Genomic DNA, 20,495 nt, shown 5'->3' with positions numbered 1-20,495 from the left:
GCGAGCGCTTTCCCTCTCCATTTTTTCGTGCTTGCAACCGCCTCCGCCGCCGCACCGTTCTGGCTCACCCGCCCCGCCCGCCTGATCTGGCGCGGCGCGCGCTGGCTGCTGGGCCTGCTGGCCATCGTCTGGCTGCTGCTGCTGACGGCCTGGCTGCTGTTGCACTGGGCGATTCTGCCGCACATCGACGAATGGCGTCCGACCCTGGAGCGGGAGGCCTCGCAAAGCCTGGGCGTGCCGGTGCGCCTGGGCCAGATCAGCGTGCGCTCGGGCGGCTGGATTCCGGCGCTGGAGTTGCGCGAGGTGCGCCTGCTCGACCGCCAGGGCCGCGAGGCGCTGCGCCTGCCGCGCGTGGCCGCGGCGCTGTCGGTGCGCTCGCTGCTGGCGCTGGAGCTGCGCTTCGACCAGCTGCTGATCGACGGCCCGCAGCTGGAGATCCGCCGCGATGCGCAGGGCCGGCTTTTCGTCGCCGGCCTGTCGGTCGACACGGCCGAGGAGCGGCCCGAGGCCGGCGGCCGGGCCGAGGAATGGGCCGACTGGTTCTTCTCGCAGCACGAGTTCGTCGTGCTGAACGGCCGCGTGCGCTGGATCGACGAGCGCCGCCAGGCGCCCCCGCTGGAGCTCTCGGACCTGAACCTGGTGCTGCGCAACGGCCTGCGCGCCCATGCGCTGCGGCTCGACGCGACGCCGCCGCCGGCCTGGGGCCAGCGCTTCGGCCTGCGCGGCCGCTTCACGCAGAAGCTGCTGAAGCGGCCCGGCGATCTCGCGCACTGGAGCGGCCAGCTCTATGCCGACCTGCCGCGCGCCGATCTGCGCGAGCTGCGCCGCCATCTGGACCTGCCCTTCGAGCTGAGCGAGGGCGACGGCGCGCTGCGCAGCTGGATCGACATCAAGGAAGGCGGCCTGGTCGGCGCGACGGTCGACATGGGCCTGCGCGCGGTGCGGCTGCGCGTCTCGCCCAAGGCCGATCCGCTGCAGCTGGAGCAGATCGAGGGCCGGCTGCAGCTGCAGCGCGAGCCGCAGAAGCTGAGCCTGCGGGCGAGCCAGCTCGGCTTCGTCGGCGCCGGACCGGAGGGCAAGGGCATCGTCTGGCCCCGCTCGGACTGGGGCGTGCAGCTGCGCATGGCGGCGCCGCCCAAGGGCGCCAAGCCGGCCTCGGGCCTGGACGCCGAGCTTGCTCCGCTGGTCGGCGGCGAGCTGAACGCGCAGCGGCTCGACTTCGCGCTGATGGCGCAGATCGCCGAGCGCCTGCCGGTCGGCGAGGTGCCGCGCGCGCTGCTGGCCCGGCTGGCGCCGCAGGGCGTGCTAAGCGAGCTGAACGCGCGCTGGGACGGCCCGCTGGAGGCGCCCAAGAACTACCGGCTGAAGGCGCGGCTGGACGGCCTGCGCCTGAGCGCCGCGCCGGCCGCGGCGCCGTATGCGATCGGCCGGCCCGGCGTCGTCGGCGCCAGCGTGCTGCTGGAGGCCAGCGAGCGTGGCGGCCAGGCTGTGATCGGCATCGCCGACGGCAGCCTGGAGCTGCCGGGCCTGTTCGAGGAGCCGCTGCTGCCGCTGCAGCGCCTCTCGGCGACGCTGGACTGGAAGATCGAGCCGCACAAGGACCAGCAGCCGCCGCAGCTGGAGTTCAGGCTGGGTGCGCTGAAGCTCGTCACGGCCGATCTGCAGGGCGAGTTCGACGGCGTCTGGCGCAGCGGCGAGGGCACGGCCGCCAGCGGCCGCGGCGCGCGCTTCCCCGGCCAGCTGGAACTGAACGGCCGCATCGAGCGCATCGACGCGACCCGCGTGCAGCGCTATCTGCCGCTGCAGGTCGGCGAGACGGCGCGCCATTACGTGAAGGAGGCGATCCGCGGCGGCACGGCGCGCGACGTCACGTTCAAGCTGCGCGGCGATCTGGCCGACTTCCCCTTCGACGCGGCGCCGGGGCGCGGCCAGTTCCGCATCGCGACCCAGGCGCGCGACATCGAGCTGGCCTATGTGCCGCCGGCGCCGGGCCAGCCGCTGGCCTGGCCGGTGCTGGAGCATATCGACGCCGAGCTGATCTTCGAGCGCGGCAGCATGACGATCCGCGACGGCCGCGCCAGGACCCTGGGCTACGAGCTGACCGGCATCGAGGGCGGCATCAAGGACCTGATCCACAAGCCGGTGCTGCTGATCGACGGCGCCGGCCGCGGCCCGTTGGCCGAGCTGCTGCGCTTCGTGCGCGCCTCGCCGGTCGACGAATGGACCGGCCACGCGATGGGCCAGGCGACCAGCACGGGCCAGGCCAATCTGAAGCTGAACCTGCAGCTGCCGCTGGCCGACATCGCCCAGGCCGGCGTCAAGGGCTCGGTGCAGTTGCTGGGCAACGATCTGCGCATACGGCCGGACGTGCCGCTGCTGGCCAATGCACGCGCCAAGGTCGACTTCGACCGCAAGGGCGTCACCGTCAGCGCCGGCCAGGCCCGCGTGCTTGGCGGCGACGCGACGTTCGAGGGCGGCACGCAGCGCGACGGCAGCCTGCGCTTCACCGGCCAGGGCGTGGCCAGCGCCGAGGGCCTGCGCCGTGCCGGCGAGCTGGGCTTCGTGCCGCGGCTGGCACAGGCGGCCAGCGGCCAGGCGGCCTACCGGCTGCAGCTGGGCTTCAACAACGGCCAGACCGAATTCGCCGTGACCAGCAATCTGCAGGGCATGGCGATGGACCTGCCGGCGCCGCTGCGCAAGGAGGCCGAGGCGGCGCTGCCGCTGCGCGTGCAGACGACGGCGCTGGCGCCGGGTCGCGACGAGCTGCGCGTCGAGCTCGGCACGACCCTGCTGGCGCAGTACCAGCGCGATGTCGCCGGCGACAGCACCCGGGTGCTGCGCGGCGCGCTGGCGGTGCAGGACGCGCTGCCGGCACTGCCGGCCAGCGGCGTGCTGGCCCAGGCCAGGCTCGGCAACGTCAATCTGGATGCCTGGGCCGCGACGGCGCAGCGCCTAGCCGGCGGCGCCGCCGCGCCGACGAGCGGCAGCCCGGCGGGTCCCGCCAATGGTCCCGCTAGCGGCCCCGGTAGCGGCGGCGATCTGCTCGACGGCGGCTATATGCCGGGCCAGATCGGCCTGCGCGCGCAAAGCCTGCAGCTCAATGGCCGGCCCATCACCAAGCTGGTCGCCGGCATCACCCGCGCCGGCGGGGCGGGCTGGCGCTTCTCGGTCGATGCCGAGCAGCTGAGCGGCTTCGTCGAGCTGCGCACCAATCGCGCCGGCCAGCTGGACAACGTCTATGCGCGGCTGGCGCGGCTGTCGCTGCCCAAGCAGGAGGTCGAGTCGGTCAGCCGCCTGCTCGACACCGGCCTCGACCAGGCGCCCAGCTCGGTGCCGGCGCTGGACATCGTCGTCGACGACTTCGAGCTGCGCGGCAAGCGGCTCGGCCATCTTGAGGTGCTGGCCAGGGCCGGCCCGACACGTGACTGGCGGCTCGACAAGCTGCAGCTGCGCCACCCGGACGCGGTGTTGAACGCCAGCGGCCAATGGCTAAACGAGCCCGGCTCGGCGCAGCGGCGCAGCCTGATGGACTGGAAGCTGGAGGTGGCCGATGCCGGCAATCTGCTCGAGAAGCTGGGCCAGGGTCGGGTCTTGCGCGGCGGCAAGGGCCAGCTCTCGGGCCAGATCGGCTGGCTCGGCTCGCCGATGTCGCCCGACTACTCGACGATGTCGGGCGAGCTGAGCGTCGCGCTCGATCGCGGCCAGTTCCTGCATGCCGAGCCCGGCGTCGGCCGGCTGCTGGGCGTGCTGAGCCTGCAGTCGCTGCCGCGGCGCTTCCTGCTCGACTTCCGCGACGTGTTCGCCGAGGGCTTCGCCTTCGACGGCGTCGACGGCGACGTGACGATTGCCCGCGGCGTGGCCAGCAGCAAGAATCTGCGCATGCGCGGCGTGCAGGCCGCCGTGTTGATGGAGGGCAGCACCGATCTGGCCAGCGAGACGCAGAATCTGCGCGTGCTGATCGTGCCCGAGATCAGCGCCGGCGGCGCGGCGCTGGCCTATGCGGCGGTCAACCCGGTGATCGGCCTGGGCACCTTCCTGGCCCAGCTGCTGCTGAGCCGGCCGATGGAAGCGGCGAACACGCGCGAATTCCATATCACCGGCAGCTGGGAAGATCCCAAGGTCGAGCGGGTCGACCACAAGGCGGCGCTGGAGGCGGCCAAGGCCAGCGCCGACGCCGCCAGCGCGGCCAAGGAGTAGAGCTATGCAGATCGCGGCGATCCAGATGGTGTCCGGCCCCGAGGTGGCGCGCAATCTCGAGCGCGCGCGGCACTGGCTGGAGCAGGCCAGGGCGCGCGGCGCCGAGCTGGCCGCGCTGCCCGAGTACTTCTGCCTGATGGGCCATGCCGACACCGACAAGCTGGCGCTGGCGGAGACGCCCGGCGCCGGCCCCATCCAGCAGATGCTGGCCGAGGCGGCGCGCGAGCTGGGCCTGTGGATCATCGGCGGCACCTTGCCGATGAAGGCGGCTGCGGCCGAGGCCGGCGCCGCCGCGCGGGTGCGCAATGCCTGCTGCGTGTTTGCGCCCGACGGCAGCCTGGCCGCGCGCTACGACAAGATCCATCTGTTCCGCTACGACAACGGCCGCGAGCACTACGACGAGGGCCGCGTGCTCGAGGCCGGCGCTGCGCCGACCGCCGTGCAGACCGGTCCGCTGCGCACCGGCTTGAGCGTCTGCTACGACCTGCGCTTTCCGGAGCTCTACCGCGCCGCGGCGCTGGGCGGGCCCTGCGATCTGCTCAGCGTGCCGGCCGCCTTCACCTACACGACCGGCCAGGCGCATTGGGAACTGCTCTTGCGCGCCCGCGCGGTCGAGAACCAGGCCTATGTGATCGCGCCGGCCCAGGGCGGCAGGCACGAGAACGGCCGGCGCACCTGGGGCCACACGATGATCGTCGACCCCTGGGGGCTGGTGCTCGGCTGCCTGGAGGAGGGCGAGGGCCTGGTGACGGCCGAACTCGATCCGGCGCGGCTGGCGCAGGTGCGCGAACAGTTGCCGGCGCTGCAGCATCGGGTGCTCTGAGCGGCGCGGGCGCCTGTCGAACCGAGGAGCGATCATGGCGAAATTCCTGACCATCGGATACGGCGACGAGGCCGGCTACAAGCGCACCGATCCCGCGGTGCTGAAGGCTGCCCATGCCAACGACGCCCGGCTCAAGGCTGCCGGCGCGCTGATGGGCGTCGCCGGCACAGCGGTGCAAGTGCGCAAGCACAACGACGAGCAGCTGCAGACCATCGAAGGACCCTATATGCACAGCGCCCTGCCGATCGCAGGCTTTGCCGTCATCGAAGCCGCGGATCTGCAGGAAGCCATTCGGCTTGTCAGCGGCTCGCCCTGCGCGGTGGCCTACGGCCTTGTCGAGGTGTGGCCCATGGAATCGATGCCCTGAAGCGATGCCCCGAAGTGCTGGCCGCCGTCATGCGCGCGGGCTGGGAATGCTGCTTGCCGGATTGCTTCCTGCGTATCAAGGCCTGCCGCGCTTTCGCGTCGGGCAACAGGAACGCAATCAACAGGAGCAATCATGGAGACCAGCAATGACCGCCGCATGGTGACGGGACTTTTTCCGGACCGCGCCAGTGCCGAATCCGCCTACGGCTCGATGCGCGAGCGTGGTTACGAGCAGAGCGACGTCGACGTCGTCATGTCGGACGAAACGAGGCAGAGGCATTTCGCCGATGCGGGCACGGAAACCGAGTTGGGCAACAAGGCCGCGGAAGGCGCGGGCGTTGGCGGCGCCATCGGCGGCACCGTCGGCGCCATTGCCGCCGCGGTCGCCGCAGTGGGTACGACGCTGGCGCTACCCGGGCTGGGCCTGGTCATCGCCGGCCCCTTGGCCGCCGCCTTGGCGGGCGCGGGGGCCGGTGCAGCAGGCGGCGGTTTGATCGGCGCGCTGGTCGGCTGGAACATGCCGGAGGAGCGGGTTAAGCATTACGAGGAAGGGATTCGCAAGGGCGGCATCCTGATGGGCGTTCGCGCCAAGAACGAAGAGGACGCCGCGCACTTCGAGGATCGTTGGACCGCCAGCAACGGAGAGCATGTCTATCGCTGAGCCCGCGCGGGCGAGTGCGCTGGGTCGCGTCGGCCGGGGCCCGGTCGGCCCTCAGACGACAGCGGGCCGCGGGCGGGGCTCAGATGCCCTTAGCCCTCACGCACTTGCCTTCCTTGTTCGGGCGATAGAGGGTGGAGCGGGTCCGGATGTTGTCCTCGTCCTGGTTCCAATACGCCAGTGAGACGGTCTCGCCCGGCTGAACCAATTTGTCGGCATAGGACTGGAAGCTGCGCGCGGTCGTGAGATTCCAGACGGCCGCGCAGATCGGCGACTTGCCGCGGTTGACCGCGTACCACTCCGAGTAGGAGGCTCTGGCGTGGGGATTGAACCACTCCTGCACGAACACGGTCGCCCCGCCGTACTCGTGCTCCACCGACTGCTTGCGGAGCTCGTTGGGCGCGGACTCGCAAGCCGCGAGCAGGCCTGCGGCGACGATGGGGATGAGCTTTGTTGCTTTCATGGCGGGGGCTTCGAAGAGCGCTGTTGACGAGTCGGTAGCGCCTCTGCCCTCGTTGAATCCGGTCAAGCGCGCCTGCACTGATCGGCAGCTTAGCGGCGATCGGCCGCCGCTTTGCCGACGGAGCCGGGCGAGTTTGTGGCATCCGTCGCAGATGGGTCCGCAGCGTGCATCGTCCTTGCCGGGCCCAGGTGCTCCCTCGTATTGGATGGCTGGGGGCCGCCTTCGTCAGCCGGCCGGTTAGCCGGGTGGAGGTGGCCCGTTTCAGCGCTCTCCAGCCAACGCGCCTGTCTTGGCACGCTCGGCCAACTCAAAGATAACCATGCCCGCCAGCATGGCCAGCACAAAGACAGCGCCCTTGGCATTGCCTGCGCCCATGGACACGATGGCCGGCCCCGGGCAGAAGCCGGCGAGGCCCCAGCCGGCGCCGAAGATCAGGCTGCCCGCGACCAGTCGCCGGTCGATGTCCGGGGATGCAGGCAGGTGCATGGCGCCGCCCATGAGGTTCGTGGCACGACGCCTGGCCAAGGCAAAGGCGCCAAGCCCCACCAGAATGGCGCCGCCCATGACGAAGGCGAGGGAAGGGTCCCAGGCGCCGGCAAGGTCGAGGAAGCCGATCACCTTGGACGGATCGGTCATGCCGGCAAGAATCAGGCCGATACCAAACAGCAGGCCGACGAGGAATTCGGAGACGCGATGCTGCAAGTGTTTCTCCTCAGGCGTTCAGTGCGTGGCGCAGCAGGAAGACGACAACAAAGCCGGCGCCCATAAAGCAGATGGTGGCCACCAGGGAGCGCGGCGACAGGCGGGAGAGGCCGCACACGCCATGGCCGCTGGTGCAGCCCGCGCCATAACGCGTGCCCAAGCCCACCAGCAGGCCGGCCAGTACCACCGTGCCCCAGCCTGCATCGACCGTGGCCGTCAGCGGGCCTGCAAGCGGCATGTAGAGCAGGGGCGCAAGCAGCATGCCCAGCACGAAGCTCAGGCGCCAACTCGCATCGCCGGCGCGCGGGCGCAGCAGTCCGCCCACGATGCCGCTGATGCCCAGAATGCGGCCGTTCACTAGAACGAACAACGCAGCGGCCAGCCCCAGCAGCAGCCCGCCAATCAGCGAGGCCCAGGGCGTGAAGTGATTCCAGTCGATCGTCATAGGGTTCTCGTTCATCGGATCTTGCAGAACTGGGCATACAGCACGCCCATAACCGCCAGGGCCTGAGGGCTGTTGATGCAGTAGTAGATGTTCTTGCCCTCGCGGCGGGTGCTGACCAGGCCTTCTTCCCGCAGCACGCCCAGTTGCTGAGACAGCGTGGGCTGGGCTACGCCCACCAGGGCCTCGAGTTCGCCCACGTTCTTCTCGCCCTGGCTCAGTTGGCACAGCAGAAGCAGGCGGTCGGGGTTGGACAGGATCTTCATGAGCCGACAGGCGGCCTCGGCCGAGAGGCGCATGGCGTCCAGGTCCAGGGGGGGATCTCCGGCGGGGTGACGGTTCGTACGCACAGTGCGCGAGTCCTTTTCAAATTCGATGCGGTCAGTTTATTGACTGACAATATGTTTGTCAATAAACTATATGAATTGAAACAGACGGTCGCCTGGATAGACATGACTGCCACCACCCAAGCTCTTGTCAAAGCCTTCTTTGACCCCGCCACCTGGACCGTGAGCTACGTCGTCTACGACCGGCCGCAAGGGCATTGCGCCATCGTGGACTCGGTTCTCGACTACGACCCCAAGTCTGGCCGTACCCGCTCGACCTCGGCCGACCAGATCGTGACCTTTGTGCAGGAGCAGGCGCTGACCGTGCAATGGATTCTGGAGACCCATGCCCACGCCGACCACCTCTCTGCCGCGCATTACCTGCGCAGGCAGCTGGGCGGCAAGATTGCCATTGGCGCGGCCATCACGGACGTTCAGAACGTGTTCAAGCGCATCTTCAACCTGGAGCCCGAGTTCTACCCGGATGGCAGCCAGTTCGACCACCTGTTCCAGCCGGACGAAGGCTTCGCCATCGGCGCGCTCCCAGCCCAGGCACTACCGGTGCCAGGCCACACCCCGGCCTGCATGGCCTACCGGGTTCAGGATGCCGTCTTCGTGGGGGACACCCTGTTCATGCCCGACGTGGGCACCGCCCGCTGCGACTTCCCCGGCGGTGATGCGCGCCAGCTGTATCGCAGCGTTCGGAAACTGCTGAGCCTGCCCGGCGACACCCGGCTGTACATGTGCCACGACTATCCGCCCGATGCCCGAGAGCCCGCCTGGGTATCGACCGTCGCCGAGCAGCGGGCCAGCAACATTCACATTCGCGAGGGCGTGAGCGAAGAGGCCTTTGTTGCGATGCGCACCAAGCGCGACGCAGGCCTATCCATGCCTAATCTGATCCTGCCCTCGGTGCAGATCAACATCCGCGCCGGCGACATGCCGCCGTCGGAGGCCAACGGAACGGCCTACCTCAAGATTCCGCTCAACGCTCTGTGAGTAACAGTCCTGTCATGAACGCCTTTGCCGAGGTCTGGACATTCCCGCTGGCCAGCATGGCGATCATTGCGCTGTACCTGCTGCAGTTGGCCTGGCGCCCCGAGCGGCGTGCGCGTCATATCCACGCGGATTTGCGCGCCGCATGGTTTGATGAGATCTCTGCGCAGCCGGGCACCGAGGTTCTGGCCGTGCAGACCCTGCGCAATTCGGTCATGACCGCTACGCTGATCGCCTCCAGCGCGGCACTAGCACTGATGGCAGCCATCAGTCAGGCTGCGCCGTCGCTGCATGAAGCCTTCGGAGCAGGAGTACCGGGCCCGCGGGCGACGCCGCGAATCGTGCTGGAATTGACCCTGATGGCCCTGCTCTGCGCCACCGTCTTGCTCAACATGCTGGCCGTCCGCAACTACACCCACGCCGGCTTTGTGCTGGGCATGCCCGTCAACGCGCCGGCGCGCCAGCGCTGGGCGGGCGCGGGGCGTCTGCATCTGCGCAGCGCCGGCCTGCTTTACGGCTGGGGTCTGCGCTGCATGCTGCTTGTTGCCCCCATCCTGGTGTCCCTGGTCCATGCCGGGGCCGGCACGGTCTCTGCGCTGCTGCTCACAGGGGCACTGTGGCGTCTGGAAGGCAGTGGCGCGGTGTCGCAGTAAGCCGGGTCGTTTGCCGACGGCGAGCCGCCTTCCTCCAACAGTGCGAGGACCGGCAGCCACCGTGAGTTCGGCCTCGACGGTCGAAGGGCTGCTACAGGCCGATGTCGCTCAAGTGCACCCAGCCCCCCCAGCGGCTCCCGCCGGCATGAACAGCCGAGGGCCAGGGGCCGCGGGATCAGCGGGTCGGCCTACGCGCAGAGCCGGTTGCGCCCGCCTCGCTTGGCGCGGTAGAGCGCGGCATCGGCGGTCTCGAGCAGCGCTGCCAGCTCGTAGGGGGCGGCGATAGCCAGGCCGATGCTGACGGTGACCTGCCAGTCCGGTCCGCCCAGCTGAGCCCAAGGGTGGGTCGCGACGCGTTCACGCAGGCGTTCGCAGACGTCGGTTGCAGCCGACAGGTCGGTGTCGGGCATCACGATGACGAACTCTTCGCCCCCCTGTCGCACCACCACGTCGCTGGCGCGCATGCTGTCCTGCAGCAGCTGGGCCAGCAGCGTCAGCACGCGGTCGCCGGTGGCGTGGCCACAGCGGTCGTTGATGGACTTGAAGTGATCGATGTCCAGCTGCGCCAGGGCCAGCGGGCGCTGCTCGCGCCCCGCCGCGGGCAAGAGCTCGGCGCAGCGGCGCTCCAAGTGGCGGCGGTTGCCCAGTCCGGTGAGCGGGTCGCGTTCGGCGCTGGCGGCCGCCTCGGCAGCGCGCTGGCGCTGCTGCTGGGCCTCCAGCCGCGCGTCTTCCGCCTGCCACTGCACTTGTTGGGCTTCGGCGCGCGAGACGAAGAGTTCGGACTGGGCGCGCATCTTCCTCGTCAGGTCACGCAGCTCCTCGCGCTCGGCCACCTCCAGATGCTGCAGCGCCGGCTCGAAACGGCCGAGTGCGCGGCAGGCACGGTAGGCCGAGCGTCGGGCACGGATCACCGTCTGCTGCTGCCCATGGGCGCCCATCTCTTCGAGCACACCGAGCGCCAGTGCCAGCGCGTGCTCGGGCTCGGCCTGCGCCAGATGCCAGTCGGCGAGCGAGATGCGCATGCGCCAGGCATAGGCCTGCAGACCCTGCTGCTGCGCCAGCGCCAGAGCCTGGCGCAGCAGCGCGCCGGCGCCGGCGAGCTCGCCCTGGTGCAGCATCACCTCGGCCAGATTGCCCATGATGGGCGCCTCGTAGGCCGGGCTGGGCAACTGCGCCAGCAGCTCTCGCGCACGCTCGGCGGCGGCGCGCGTGTGCAGCAGCAGGGCTTGCAGCTCGGCCTCGTCGGCCTGGCTGTCCAGCAGCAGGTGCAGCATGCCGATGCCGATGACACAGAGGCAGTTGTTGGCCGACAAATTGAGCGGCGTGCTGGCATCGGGGCCATGGTCGCGCAAGCCGTCGGACAGCACACGCTCGGCCTGCCAGGGGTCGCCCATGCGTTCGAAGCAGGCCGCCAGCGCGATGGCGGCATCGAGCGCGGTGCTGGCGTCGCGATCGCGCGCCAGGCGCACCAGTTCGTTCGCGGCGGCCAGCGCGGTCTCGAAGGCATTGGCTTCGCTCGCGGCCATGGCCTGCGTGCGCAAGACCGCACAGCGTTCGGTTTGTTGATCGGCGCCCTGCAGCAGGGGCAGCGCCTCATAGGCTGCCGCCACGGCCTCGGTGTAGCGGCCCAGTCGCGCCAGATGCAGGCAGCGCAGCTCGGCCGCGCGGCCATGTTCCAGCGGTCGCTGCAGCTGTGCGGCCAGCTTCATGGCGGCCAGGCAGGCGGCCAATGCCGCCTCGGGTGCGGCGGTGCTGCCGCGTCCGCCCAGGGCCAAGGCCGCTTCCAGCTGCTGGGCCAGATCCGCCGGCGGCAAAGCAGGCGGCACGTCGGGCAGTGGGGATGCGGATTCGGATGCTGAGTCAGTGCCTTTCACCTGGGGCTTATCGGCAGCTGGCGGCGTTTGCTTGAGGGAATTTCACCCCTGTCCGGGCGGACCGGCGCGCCGTCCGGGTGCCCAAATGAGCGCGACGCGCATCGCCCTGGCGCCGGCCGCCCTCGCGACGTTTTTCAACAGCCTGCTAGCCCGCCCAGGCCGCATGGAATCCGAACGGGATCACTTGCGGCGCCTGCACCAGCGCCAGGCATTCCATGCTGTGCGCATCGACGACGCCGATGCGCGTCGTGTCGTCGGCGTCGGCCAGGGTCGGCACCAGCAGCACGCCGTCGTCCTCCTCCGTGCCGCCGGGCCGCGGCACGAACAGCGGCTCCAGCTGGATCGCGTCGGGCCGCTGCCAGCTGCGCTGCTCGCGGCGCTCCAGATCGAGCCGCAGCGTGCGGTCGAAGAAGCGGCTGGCGCCGGCGGCATCGAGGCCGCTGCCCCAGCAGATGCCGGCGCGCGCGCGGCCGAAGCGCTCGGGGTGGACCTGCGGCAGGTCCAGGCCGCCGCCGAAGTCCTCGACCAGCGCCTCGCCATGGCCCTGGCGCAACCGGTAGCGGCGCAGCCGCGGCATCTGGCCCAGCGGCTCGCCGGCGCGCAGCCGCGTCAGCTGCAGCGCGTCGATGATGCCGGCATCGTCGAAGCAGCACAGCTCGGCGACCAGATCGGCACCGTCCTGATAGGCCTGGACCGGATGGAAGGCCAGCATCGGCGGGATGTCCCAGCTGCGCACGCTGCCGTCGGCCAGCGAGACCGCATGCAGCACCGAGCCATGGGCCGGATCCCAGCGGAAGTTCTCGATATAGGAGCGGCCGGTGAACAGAAAGCCCAGCGGCTGCGCGCGCAGCGCGGTCTCCCAGATCAGCGCATGGCCCGGCGTCATCGCGAACGCATGGGTGTAGCCGGCTTTGGCGACGCGCACGCTGCCGACCAACTCGCGCCTGTGGCCGCCCGGGCGCAGGCGGAACAGCTTGTAGATGCACTTGGGGCCCAGGGTGATGCCGACGTTCCAGTAATTGCCCTCGGCGTCGGTGATGCCGTGGGCGCCCATGATCTGGATGCCCAGCCCGTCGTCGAACTCGAGCCGGCCCTCGCTGGCCAGGCTCAGCGGGTCGAAGGCCAGCAGATGCGGGGACTCGGTGGTCGCGATCCATTGCGCGCCGACCCGGGACATCACGACGGCCGGGTTGTCGGTCGAGCGCGGCTTGCCGAAATGGCGCAGGCGCTGCAGCAGGGTCTCGGGATCGCGGGTGTCGAAGGCGCTGTAGGCCGGCGCGCCGGCGGCGATGCTTTCCAGATAGTCCTGGCTGCGCGCGAAGCGGCTGCGGTAGCGCGGCGCGGCCTCCGGCGCGAACTCGATCCGGTGCAGCATGGCCAGGCCGTCGAACCAATGCCGGTAGCTGCCGCGCGGCAGGTCCCACAGCGCCGGGCCGTTCAGCAGCAGGCCGCCGCGCAGCCAGTCGGGCAGCCGGCCCTGGACCTGCAGCGCCGCGTCGTCGATCTCGCGCGCGCCGCTCAGGAAGCCGCGCCAGCGGCCGCGGGCCGGTGTCGGCGTCGGCGTCGAGCTGCCGAGGGGGCTGGAAGTGCTGGCGGCGGGCAGGATGACGGACATGGCGGCGACTCCTTGCGTGCCGCGGGGGCGGCGACGCGAATCGTCCCACCGCGGCGCGGCGCCGGCAAGCGGCCGGGCGCGGCCCCTGTCCTGTCGATCGGCCTCAGCGCGGCGGCAGCGCCATCAGATCGCGCAGCAGGGTCGCGATATTGGCGCGCACGGCGCCCTCGTTGGCGCGGCGCGCGCGATCGGGCTGCGACAGCATCGAATCGCCGAAATCGGCCGTGTGGGCGGTGCGCACCGAGCGCTGGTAAACCACGCGGCCACCGTTGGCGGCGCTCCTGTCGACCAGCACATAGTGGATGGTCGCCGTGACCTGATAGTCGGCCGCGACAATGGGCTGCACCAGGCTCAGCATCTCCACCTGCAGCTGGTAGCGGCCGCCGCCCAGCGGCGCCAGCATGCCGACGCCGCGCAGCGAGTCGTCCAGCGCCTGCTCCAGCGCCAGGCCGCTGACGCGCGAGCCCCACCAGGCGCTGGTCGCGTCGCCGCCGCGCACCTTGTCGAGCTCGATCGCATTGCGCAGGAAGTCCGGCGTCCAGCCGCGCATCTGCAGCTGGTCGGCGGCGCTGAGGCCCATGGACAGCGATTGCGAGGGCGTGCCGCAGCCGGCCAGGCTGGCCGCGGCCAGCAGCAGGGTGACGCCCCACCAGGGGCGCCGGGACGAGGAGGGCCTTGCCATCGAGCAGAACTCCGGGAATCTTGTCCTGTCACGATAGCGCGCGGCGGCGCGGCGCAAGCGCCGATAAGCGGACGATAGCGAGGGCTGTTTGCCGCGCCGGCTGCTAGCGCCGCCCGAACATCATCTGCCGCGCCAGCGCCCGCTTCAGCGGTGGCAGCGCCTGCAACGCCGCCAGCCCCAGCCCGCGCGCGCCGGGCAGGCCCGGCCAGCGCCAGGCAAAGGTCCGGGCCAGGAAATCGGTGCCGGCAATGGTGCTCCAGCGGTCGGGGCCGCGCTGCCACTCGACCTTGCGCAGCGCCGCATCGATGTCGCCGTAGCGGGCCTCGTGCTGGCGGCGCAGCGCCTCGACCAGCGAGTAGGCGTCGCGCAGGCCCAGGTTAAGCCCCTGGCCGGCGACCGGGTGCAGGGTCTGGGCGGCATTGCCGATGCGCACGATGCGGCCCTCGACCAGGCTGCGCTCGGCGTTCAGGCCCAGCGGGAAGCATTTCAAGGGGCTGATCGCGCGGAGCTTGCCGACCTCGGCCGGCAGCAGGGTCTGGATCACGGCCAGGCGCTGACCATCGTCCAGCGAGGCGATCTCGTCGTCCTCCTGCGGCATGCACCAGACCAGGGCCGCGCGCCGCGCGCCGTCCTTGGGCGGCAGCGGCAGCAGGGCCAGCGGGCCATTGCGGGTGAAGCGCTCGTAGGCGATGCCCGGCGGGCTGTCATCGGCCAGGGTCAGGGTGCCGACCCAGGCGTTCTGGCGGTAGTCGTGCGCGATGGCCTTGCGCGCCTGCTCGGCGAACACGCCGCCCTCGGCGACGACGGCCAGATCGAAGCGCTCGGCCAGGCCGCCGGCATCGAGCTCGACCCCGCCGGCCAGCGGCTTGAGCTGCTGTACCGCGCTGCCGAAGCGGCTTTGCAGCCGCTCGGGCTCGGCGGCGGCGTCCGCCAGCCAGGCGGCCTGCAGCGGCGCGAGCAACTGGCCGTAGTGCAGCACCGCGCCCAGCTGGGGCACGCGCTGCTCGGCGGCGCTGATGCGCACCTCGGGCTCGCCGCTGGCGCCGAACAGCGGATGCGACAAGGTCGGCGGCGCCTGGCTGACATGGACCTCGCGGATCGCCTGCGCCAGCTGCTCGCGCCAGGCGCCCAGGCGCTGCAGCAGCTGCACGCTGCCCAGGCTCAGCGCCAGGGTGCGCGGGTCGCCGGAGACGTCGCGCTCCAGCGGGCGGGCGTCGAAGAGGCTGATCTGCGCCTGCGGCAGCGCACGCGCGGCCAGCAGGGCCAGCGCGAGGCCGGCCGGGCCGGCGCCGACGACGGCCAGGCGCAGCGGGGCGGCGGAGGGAGTGGGCATGCGCATGGGCCGAAACTATAGCTGTGCGTAAACTCGCGCTTTCGCTTGAGGAAGATGCCATGCAATACCGTCGTCTGGGCCGCAGCGGCCTGAAGGTTTCCGAGCTGTCGCTGGGCTCCTGGGTCACCTATCACAACCAGGTCGACACCACGGCGGCGACCGAGATGCTGGCCGCGGCCTTCGACGCCGGCGTCAACTTCTTCGACAACGCCGAGGTCTACGCTTTGGGCGAGAGCGAGGTCGTGATGGGCCAGGCCTTCAAGGCGCTGAAGTGGCCGCGCCTGAACTATGTCGTCTCGACCAAGTTCTTCTGGGGCCTGGAGCGGGACGGCAACACGACCAACCGCAAGGACACGCTGAACCGCAAGTACCTGATGCAGGCGATCGACGGCTCGCTCCAGCGCATGCAGCTGGACTTCATCGACCTGGTCTACTGCCATCGCCCCGATCCGCACACGCCGATCGAGGAGACCGTGCACGCGATGAGCGACATGATCACCCAGGGCAAGGCGCTCTACTGGGGCACCAGCGAATGGTCGGCCGCCGACATCCGCGCCGCCTGGGAGATCGCCGACAAGCACCATCTGCACAAGCCGCTGATGGAGCAGCCGCAGTACCACCTGTTCCACCGCACGCGGGTCGAGCAGGAGTACGCGCGGCTGTACGAGGACATCGGCCTGGGCCTGACGACCTGGAGCCCGCTGGCCTCGGGCCTCTTGACCGGCAAGTACCGCAGCGGCATTCCCGCGGGCAGCCGCGGCGCGCTGGAATCGATGAGCTGGATGCGCGAGCAGCTGCAGGACCCGGCCCGCAACGCCGCGGTGGCCGAGCTGGAGAAGATCGCCGCCGAGCTGGGCGGCAATGTCGCCCAGCTGGCGATCGCCTGGGCCAACCGCAATCCGCGCGTCTCCACCGTCATCCTCGGCGCCAGCAAGCTCGCGCAGCTGCAGGACAACCTCGGCGCGCTGGCGCTGACGCCCAAGCTGACGCCGGAGGTGCTCGAGCGCATCGACGCGCTGACCAAGCCGCTGGCGAAGTAAGCAAACGCAAACGCGGGCAGCGCCGTCCGGGCAGGGCGGCGCTGCGGCCGGGCTACGTCCGGTCATCGCTGCAACAGGCGCTTACCGCGGCTGTCTGCGCTGCGCTCACCATCCTCGGCACCACAACAAGATGAGAAGGTGCCGTCATGAGGAACAAGAACAAGAAGCTCTGGAGTCTGCTGCTCGCGGCGGGCTTGGCGGCGGGCCTGAGCGCCTGCGGCGGCGGGAGCGGTGGCGTCGAAGTCGGCCCCTCGGCGCAGCCGATGGGCACGCTGCGCGCGGCGCTGACCGATGCGCCATCCTGCGGCTACGAGACGGTCCATGTGACCGTGCAGAAGCTGCGCGTGCACGGCAGCGCGACGGCCGGCGAGAACGACAGCGGCTGGTCCGAGCTGGTGCTGAACCCGGCCCGCCGCGTCGATCTGCTGAGCCTGTCCAACGGCGTGCTGGAGGAGCTGGGCCAGATGCCGCTGCCGGCCGGCCGCTACAACCAGCTGCGCCTGGTGCTGGCCGAGAACGGCGGCGCCGGCCTGCCGGCCAATGCGGTCACGCCGACCGGCGGCGCCAGCGTCGCGCTGGACACGCCCAGCGGCCAGCAGAGCGGCATCAAGCTGAACGCGCAGATCGATGTCGAGGCCGGCAAGGTCGCCGATGTCGTGCTGGACTTCGACGCCTGCAAATCGGTCGTCAGGCGCGGCAACTCGGGCCGCTACAACCTGAAGCCGGTGATCACGGTGCTGCCGCGCCTGTCGGACGCCGGCGCGCGCGTGATCGGCTATGTCGACGCCAGCCTCGCGAACAGCGGCACCCGCGTCTCGGTGCAGCAGGGCGGCGTGCCGATCAAGGCGACCTGGCCCGATGCCAACGGCCGCTTCGTGCTCTACCCGCTGCCGGCCGGCAGCTACGAGCTGGTGCTGGCCGCCGGCGGCCGCGCGACGGCGGTGATGACCGGCGTGCCGGTCGTGGCCACGACGCCGACCGAGGTCAACAGCACGGCGCTGCCGATCACGCTGCCGAGTTCGAGCGAGCGCGATGTCACCGGCACGCTCAACCCGGCCACGGCGACGCTGCGTGCGCTGCAGACCCTGGGCACGACGACGGTCGAGGTCGCCTGGGCGCCGGTGCTGGCCGACAGCGGCGCCTATGCCCTGCGCCTGCCGATCGCCGCGCCGCTGAAGCTGGCCTATGTGGCGAATCCGGTCGCGCTGAACTTCCAGCCCGAGGCGACGGCCGCCGGCAAGTACCGGCTGGAGGCGGCGTCCAACGGTGTGCTGAAGACGGCCGACATCGACGTCAACGCGGCCGTGCCGCCGATCGACTTCAGCTTCTGAGTTCGACCGGCGCCGCCGGGCCCAGGCCCAGCGGCGCCGGCACCAGATTCAGGATGCGGGTGAACAGCGCCTGGTAGACGGCATCCGGCGCATGGCCGGTCAGCGGATCGCGGTTGGCCTCGAAGGCCTCGTCCAGCTCGGCCCAGTCGGCCGGTTTCAAGAGGCGCCGCGCCAGCGGCAGCACCTCGCGCTCCTCCAGCGCCATATGGGCCAGGTAGCCGTCGACATAGCGCAGCGCCCTGGCCTCGAAATCGAGCCGGCGCGCTTCGCCGAGCAGCTCATAGGCCAAGAGCGCATGCTGCAGCTCGCGCACCGCGCGCTCGCCGCGGCCATGGTCGGCGTCGAGCCGGTCCAGCAGCTCGCGCGCCTGCGGTGCCAGCGCGCGCAGGCGTGCGAACAGCAGCTCGGTCTCCTTCGGGTGGTGCAGGCGCTCGGGGAACTCGTCCACATAGAACAGCATCGCGCGCAGCGCAGCGAAATCGGGCCGCGGCTGGCGCGCCATCAGCGCCAGCGTCTGCAGCATCGCCGCCAGCGCGCCATGCTCGGCGCGGATGATCTGAAGGGTCTTGGGTTCCATGGCCACGGCTCCGTCCCGGGGATTGAAGGAAGGCCCGGGCCGGCGCAGCTTGCGCCGAGACCGCCCGCGCCGCCTTGCGCTGGGTCAAAGCGGGGCGCCGACGGCGGACAAGTAAAATCCCGGATTCCGTCGCAACTCCGCCCCGCACCAACCATGGCCGACACCGCCGCAGCAGCAACGAACCCCACCCTGATGGCCAACGCCATTCGCGCACTGGCCATGGACGCCGTGCAGCAGGCCAATTCCGGCCATCCGGGTGCGCCGATGGGCATGGCCGATATCGCGGTCGCGCTGTGGGGCCGGCATCTGCGCCACAACCCGAGCAACCCGCTGTGGGCGGATCGCGACCGCTTCGTGCTCAGCAATGGCCACGGCTCGATGCTGATCTATGCGCTGCTGCATCTGTCGGGTTACGACCTGCCTCTGGCCGAGCTGAAGAATTTCCGCCAGCTGCACAGCAAGACGCCGGGCCATCCGGAAGTCGGCATCACCCCGGGCGTCGAGACGACTACCGGCCCGCTGGGCCAGGGCATCACCAATGCGGTGGGCCTGGCGCTGGCCGAGAAGATGCTGGCCAAGGAGTTCAACCGCGAAGAGCACAAGATCGTCGATCACCACACCTATGTGTTCCTGGGCGACGGCTGCCTGATGGAAGGCATCAGCCACGAGGCCTGCGCGCTGGCCGGCGCCTGGAAGCTGAACAAGCTGGTCGCGATCTACGACGACAACGGCATCTCGATCGACGGCCAGGTCGCGCCCTGGTTCATCGACGACACGGCCAAGCGTTTCGAGGCCTATGGCTGGAACGTCGTCGGCCCGGTCGACGGCCATGATGTCGACGCCGTCGACGCCGCCATCGCCCAGGCCAAGAAGAGCAGCGACAAGCCCAGCCTAGTCATCGCCAAGACCCATATCGGCAAGGGCAGTCCGAACCGCGCCAACACCGCCAAGGCCCACGGCGAGCCGCTGGGCGTCGACGAAATCCGCCTGACCCGCGACGCGCTGGGCTGGGTGCACGAGCCCTTCCAGATCCCGGCCGAAGCCTATGCCGACTGGGACGCCAAGGCCAAGGGCGCGAGCCTGGAATCCGATTGGGACGAGCGCTTCGACGCCTACGCCACCGCCCATCCGGAGCTGGCGGCCGAGTTCGCCCGCCGCATCGCTGGCGTGCTGCCGGCCAATTACGCGCAGACCGCCGTCGACGCGATCGCCGCCGCCCACACCAAGGCCGAGACGGTCGCCACCCGCAAGGCCAGCCAGATCGCGCTGGAAGCCTTCACGGCCGCGCTGCCCGAACTGGTCGGCGGCTCGGCCGACCTGACCGGCTCCAACCTGACCAACACCAAGAGCACGCCGGCCTTCCGCCTGGAGGCCGACGGCAGCGCCAATGGCGGCCGCCACATCAACTACGGCGTGCGCGAGTTCGGCATGGCCGCGATCATGAACGGCATCGCGCTGCACGGCGGCTACATCCCCTACGGCGGCACCTTCCTGACCTTCAGCGACTACAGCCGCAACGCGATCCGCATGGCCGCGCTGATGAAGCAGCGCGTCATCCATGTGTTCACGCACGACTCGATCGGCCTGGGCGAGGACGGCCCGACCCACCAGTCGATCGAGCATGTGGCTGCGCTGCGCCTGATCCCGGGCCTGGACGTCTGGCGCCCGGCCGACACGACCGAGACCGCCGTGGCCTGGACGATGGCGATCGGCAATGCGACCCGTCCCAGCGTGCTGGCGCTGAGCCGCCAGAACCTGCCCTACGCGCCAAAGGTCGTCGTCGACGAGATCAGCCGCGGCGCCTATGTGCTGAGCGAGCCGAGCGAGGTGGGCCTGAAGAAGAAGGCCCAGGCCGTCATCATCGCCACCGGCTCCGAGGTGCAATTGGCCCTGCACGCGCAGCAGCAGCTGGCCGTCGCCGGCATCGCCGTGCGCGTCGTCTCGATGCCCTCGACCAATGTCTTCGACCGCCAGGACCTGGCCTACAAGAACGAGGTGCTGCCGGCCGGTCTGCCGCGCGTCGCCGTCGAGATGGGCGTGACGGACTTCTGGTGGAAGTACGGCTGCGCCGCCGTCGTCGGCATCGACAGCTACGGCGAATCGGCCCCGGCCAATGTGTTGTTCAAGCATTTCGGCTTCACGGCCGAGAATGTGGCGGACACGGTGAAGGCGGTGCTGGCGAAGAAGAGCAAGCGCTGAGCGTCTGCGCAGACAGCTGTGCCAAGGGCCGCCGCGAGGCGGCCTTTTTATTTGTCGCAGCCCGCTCGGGTTCTCAGGGAGCTCCGGCTCGGTCCGCGGCGCTTACAGTCGGCCCATCTCGGCAGGGACCGAGTCAATAACAAGCGTGCTGGGAGCGGGCGATGGGGTGGAAGACGGAGCAGGGGCGAGGCGCGGCGCGCCTCTTGCGGCTATGGGCC

General features: G+C 70.4%; 18 protein-coding genes. 9 read left to right on the top strand and 9 right to left on the bottom strand.

The window, feature by feature from the left end; translation table 11 throughout:
• Nucleotides 1–27 precede the first annotated feature (27 nt).
• From QWJ38_RS00715 to QWJ38_RS00700, 4 genes are all read left to right on the top strand, one after another.
• Complete coding sequence (locus tag QWJ38_RS00715; RefSeq protein ID WP_290357114.1) at nt 28–4,197, top strand: YhdP family protein; 4,170 nt, start codon at nt 28–30, stop codon at nt 4,195–4,197.
• 4 nt (nt 4,198–4,201) lie between these two features.
• A complete protein-coding gene (locus QWJ38_RS00710; protein ID WP_290357113.1) occupies nt 4,202–5,020 on the top strand; it encodes a carbon-nitrogen hydrolase family protein in 819 nt (272 codons plus the stop codon).
• Nucleotides 5,021–5,054: 34 nt separating this feature from the next.
• Complete coding sequence (locus QWJ38_RS00705; protein ID WP_290357112.1) at nt 5,055–5,387, top strand: YciI family protein; 333 nt, start codon at nt 5,055–5,057, stop codon at nt 5,385–5,387.
• 132 nt (nt 5,388–5,519) lie between these two features.
• Nucleotides 5,520–6,047, top strand: a complete 528-nt coding sequence (locus QWJ38_RS00700; protein WP_290357111.1) for a hypothetical protein — start codon at nt 5,520–5,522, stop codon at nt 6,045–6,047.
• 79 nt (nt 6,048–6,126) lie between these two features.
• On the opposite strand, the gene QWJ38_RS00695 is transcribed toward QWJ38_RS00700, so the two are convergent.
• From QWJ38_RS00695 to QWJ38_RS00680, 4 genes are all read right to left on the bottom strand, one after another.
• A complete protein-coding gene (locus QWJ38_RS00695; protein WP_290357110.1) occupies nt 6,127–6,507 on the bottom strand; it encodes a hypothetical protein in 381 nt (126 codons plus the stop codon).
• 261 nt (nt 6,508–6,768) lie between these two features.
• Nucleotides 6,769–7,209, bottom strand: a complete 441-nt coding sequence (locus QWJ38_RS00690) for a YeeE/YedE family protein (protein ID WP_290357109.1) — start codon at nt 7,207–7,209, stop codon at nt 6,769–6,771.
• A 10-nt stretch (nt 7,210–7,219) separates the two neighbouring features.
• Nucleotides 7,220–7,654 (bottom strand): YeeE/YedE family protein, encoded by a 435-nt coding sequence (locus QWJ38_RS00685; RefSeq protein WP_290357108.1) that lies wholly within the window; start codon nt 7,652–7,654, stop codon nt 7,220–7,222.
• 11 nt (nt 7,655–7,665) lie between these two features.
• The gene (locus QWJ38_RS00680) at nt 7,666–7,950 is read right to left on the bottom strand and encodes an ArsR/SmtB family transcription factor (protein ID WP_290357107.1); all 285 of its coding nucleotides are present in this window, start codon (nt 7,948–7,950) and stop codon (nt 7,666–7,668) included.
• A gap of 153 nt (nt 7,951–8,103) precedes the next feature.
• On the opposite strand from QWJ38_RS00680, the gene QWJ38_RS00675 reads away from it, so the two are divergent.
• Nucleotides 8,104–8,976, top strand: coding sequence for an MBL fold metallo-hydrolase (locus QWJ38_RS00675; protein WP_290357106.1), 873 nt, complete (start codon nt 8,104–8,106; stop codon nt 8,974–8,976).
• A 14-nt stretch (nt 8,977–8,990) separates the two neighbouring features.
• Entirely contained in the window at nt 8,991–9,626 is a 636-nt protein-coding gene (locus QWJ38_RS00670) for a DUF599 family protein (RefSeq protein ID WP_290357105.1), read from the top strand.
• Between the two features lie 188 nt (nt 9,627–9,814).
• Here the strand turns inward: QWJ38_RS00670 and QWJ38_RS00665 are convergent, their stop codons facing one another.
• The 4 genes from QWJ38_RS00665 to QWJ38_RS00650 all read right to left on the bottom strand — a co-directional run bounded on the left by QWJ38_RS00665 (nt 9,815) and on the right by QWJ38_RS00650 (nt 15,130).
• The gene (locus tag QWJ38_RS00665; protein WP_290357104.1) at nt 9,815–11,452 is read right to left on the bottom strand and encodes a GGDEF domain-containing protein; all 1,638 of its coding nucleotides are present in this window, start codon (nt 11,450–11,452) and stop codon (nt 9,815–9,817) included.
• Between the two features lie 193 nt (nt 11,453–11,645).
• Entirely contained in the window at nt 11,646–13,115 is a 1,470-nt protein-coding gene (locus QWJ38_RS00660; RefSeq protein WP_290357103.1) for a carotenoid oxygenase family protein, read from the bottom strand.
• A gap of 103 nt (nt 13,116–13,218) precedes the next feature.
• Entirely contained in the window at nt 13,219–13,797 is a 579-nt protein-coding gene (locus QWJ38_RS00655) for a hypothetical protein (RefSeq protein WP_290357102.1), read from the bottom strand.
• Nucleotides 13,798–13,900: 103 nt separating this feature from the next.
• The gene (locus QWJ38_RS00650; RefSeq protein ID WP_290357101.1) at nt 13,901–15,130 is read right to left on the bottom strand and encodes an FAD-dependent monooxygenase; all 1,230 of its coding nucleotides are present in this window, start codon (nt 15,128–15,130) and stop codon (nt 13,901–13,903) included.
• A 59-nt stretch (nt 15,131–15,189) separates the two neighbouring features.
• Here QWJ38_RS00650 and QWJ38_RS00645 point away from each other — a divergent pair, with 59 nt between their 5' ends.
• Entirely contained in the window at nt 15,190–16,170 is a 981-nt protein-coding gene (locus QWJ38_RS00645; protein ID WP_290357100.1) for a potassium channel beta subunit family protein, read from the top strand.
• Between the two features lie 146 nt (nt 16,171–16,316).
• Nucleotides 16,317–17,501, top strand: a complete 1,185-nt coding sequence (locus QWJ38_RS00640) for a DUF4382 domain-containing protein (protein ID WP_290357099.1) — start codon at nt 16,317–16,319, stop codon at nt 17,499–17,501.
• On the opposite strand, the gene QWJ38_RS00635 is transcribed toward QWJ38_RS00640, so the two are convergent.
• Complete coding sequence (locus QWJ38_RS00635; protein ID WP_290357098.1) at nt 17,491–18,078, bottom strand: hemerythrin domain-containing protein; 588 nt, start codon at nt 18,076–18,078, stop codon at nt 17,491–17,493. The two genes, QWJ38_RS00640 and QWJ38_RS00635, sit on opposite strands and share 11 nt — an antisense overlap.
• Before the next feature lie 153 nt (nt 18,079–18,231).
• On the opposite strand from QWJ38_RS00635, the gene tkt reads away from it, so the two are divergent.
• Entirely contained in the window at nt 18,232–20,277 is a 2,046-nt protein-coding gene (gene tkt, locus QWJ38_RS00630) for a transketolase (RefSeq protein WP_290357097.1), read from the top strand.
• Nucleotides 20,278–20,495 lie beyond the last annotated feature (218 nt).

It is taken from the genome of Roseateles violae (assembly GCF_030410485.1).
Taxonomy (GTDB): Bacteria; Pseudomonadota; Gammaproteobacteria; order Burkholderiales; family Burkholderiaceae_C; genus Roseateles_D; species Roseateles_D violae.
Note: the sequence above shows the minus strand (reverse complement) of the source record. Positions and strands in the feature narration are given on the sequence as shown.

Bases quoted from the DNA above. Each gene is read 5' to 3' on its own strand.
- QWJ38_RS00670 (WP_290357105.1), top strand. From the start codon at position 8,991: ATGAACGCCTTTGCCGAGGTCTGGACATTCCCGCTGGCCAGCATGGCG.
- QWJ38_RS00695 (WP_290357110.1), bottom strand. From the start codon at position 6,507: ATGAAAGCAACAAAGCTCATCCCCATCGTCGCCGCAGGCCTGCTCGCG.
- QWJ38_RS00640 (WP_290357099.1), top strand. From the start codon at position 16,317: ATGAGGAACAAGAACAAGAAGCTCTGGAGTCTGCTGCTCGCGGCGGGC.
- QWJ38_RS00705 (WP_290357112.1), top strand. From the start codon at position 5,055: ATGGCGAAATTCCTGACCATCGGATACGGCGACGAGGCCGGCTACAAG.
- QWJ38_RS00710 (WP_290357113.1), top strand. From the start codon at position 4,202: ATGCAGATCGCGGCGATCCAGATGGTGTCCGGCCCCGAGGTGGCGCGC.
- QWJ38_RS00680 (WP_290357107.1), bottom strand. From the start codon at position 7,950: ATGCGCCTCTCGGCCGAGGCCGCCTGTCGGCTCATGAAGATCCTGTCC.
- QWJ38_RS00685 (WP_290357108.1), bottom strand. From the start codon at position 7,654: ATGACGATCGACTGGAATCACTTCACGCCCTGGGCCTCGCTGATTGGC.
- QWJ38_RS00645 (WP_290357100.1), top strand. From the start codon at position 15,190: ATGCAATACCGTCGTCTGGGCCGCAGCGGCCTGAAGGTTTCCGAGCTG.
- QWJ38_RS00675 (WP_290357106.1), top strand. From the start codon at position 8,104: ATGACTGCCACCACCCAAGCTCTTGTCAAAGCCTTCTTTGACCCCGCC.
- QWJ38_RS00650 (WP_290357101.1), bottom strand. From the start codon at position 15,130: ATGCCCACTCCCTCCGCCGCCCCGCTGCGCCTGGCCGTCGTCGGCGCC.
- QWJ38_RS00700 (WP_290357111.1), top strand. From the start codon at position 5,520: ATGGAGACCAGCAATGACCGCCGCATGGTGACGGGACTTTTTCCGGAC.
- QWJ38_RS00660 (WP_290357103.1), bottom strand. From the start codon at position 13,115: ATGTCCGTCATCCTGCCCGCCGCCAGCACTTCCAGCCCCCTCGGCAGC.
- tkt (WP_290357097.1), top strand. From the start codon at position 18,232: ATGGCCGACACCGCCGCAGCAGCAACGAACCCCACCCTGATGGCCAAC.
- QWJ38_RS00655 (WP_290357102.1), bottom strand. From the start codon at position 13,797: ATGGCAAGGCCCTCCTCGTCCCGGCGCCCCTGGTGGGGCGTCACCCTG.
- QWJ38_RS00635 (WP_290357098.1), bottom strand. From the start codon at position 18,078: ATGGAACCCAAGACCCTTCAGATCATCCGCGCCGAGCATGGCGCGCTG.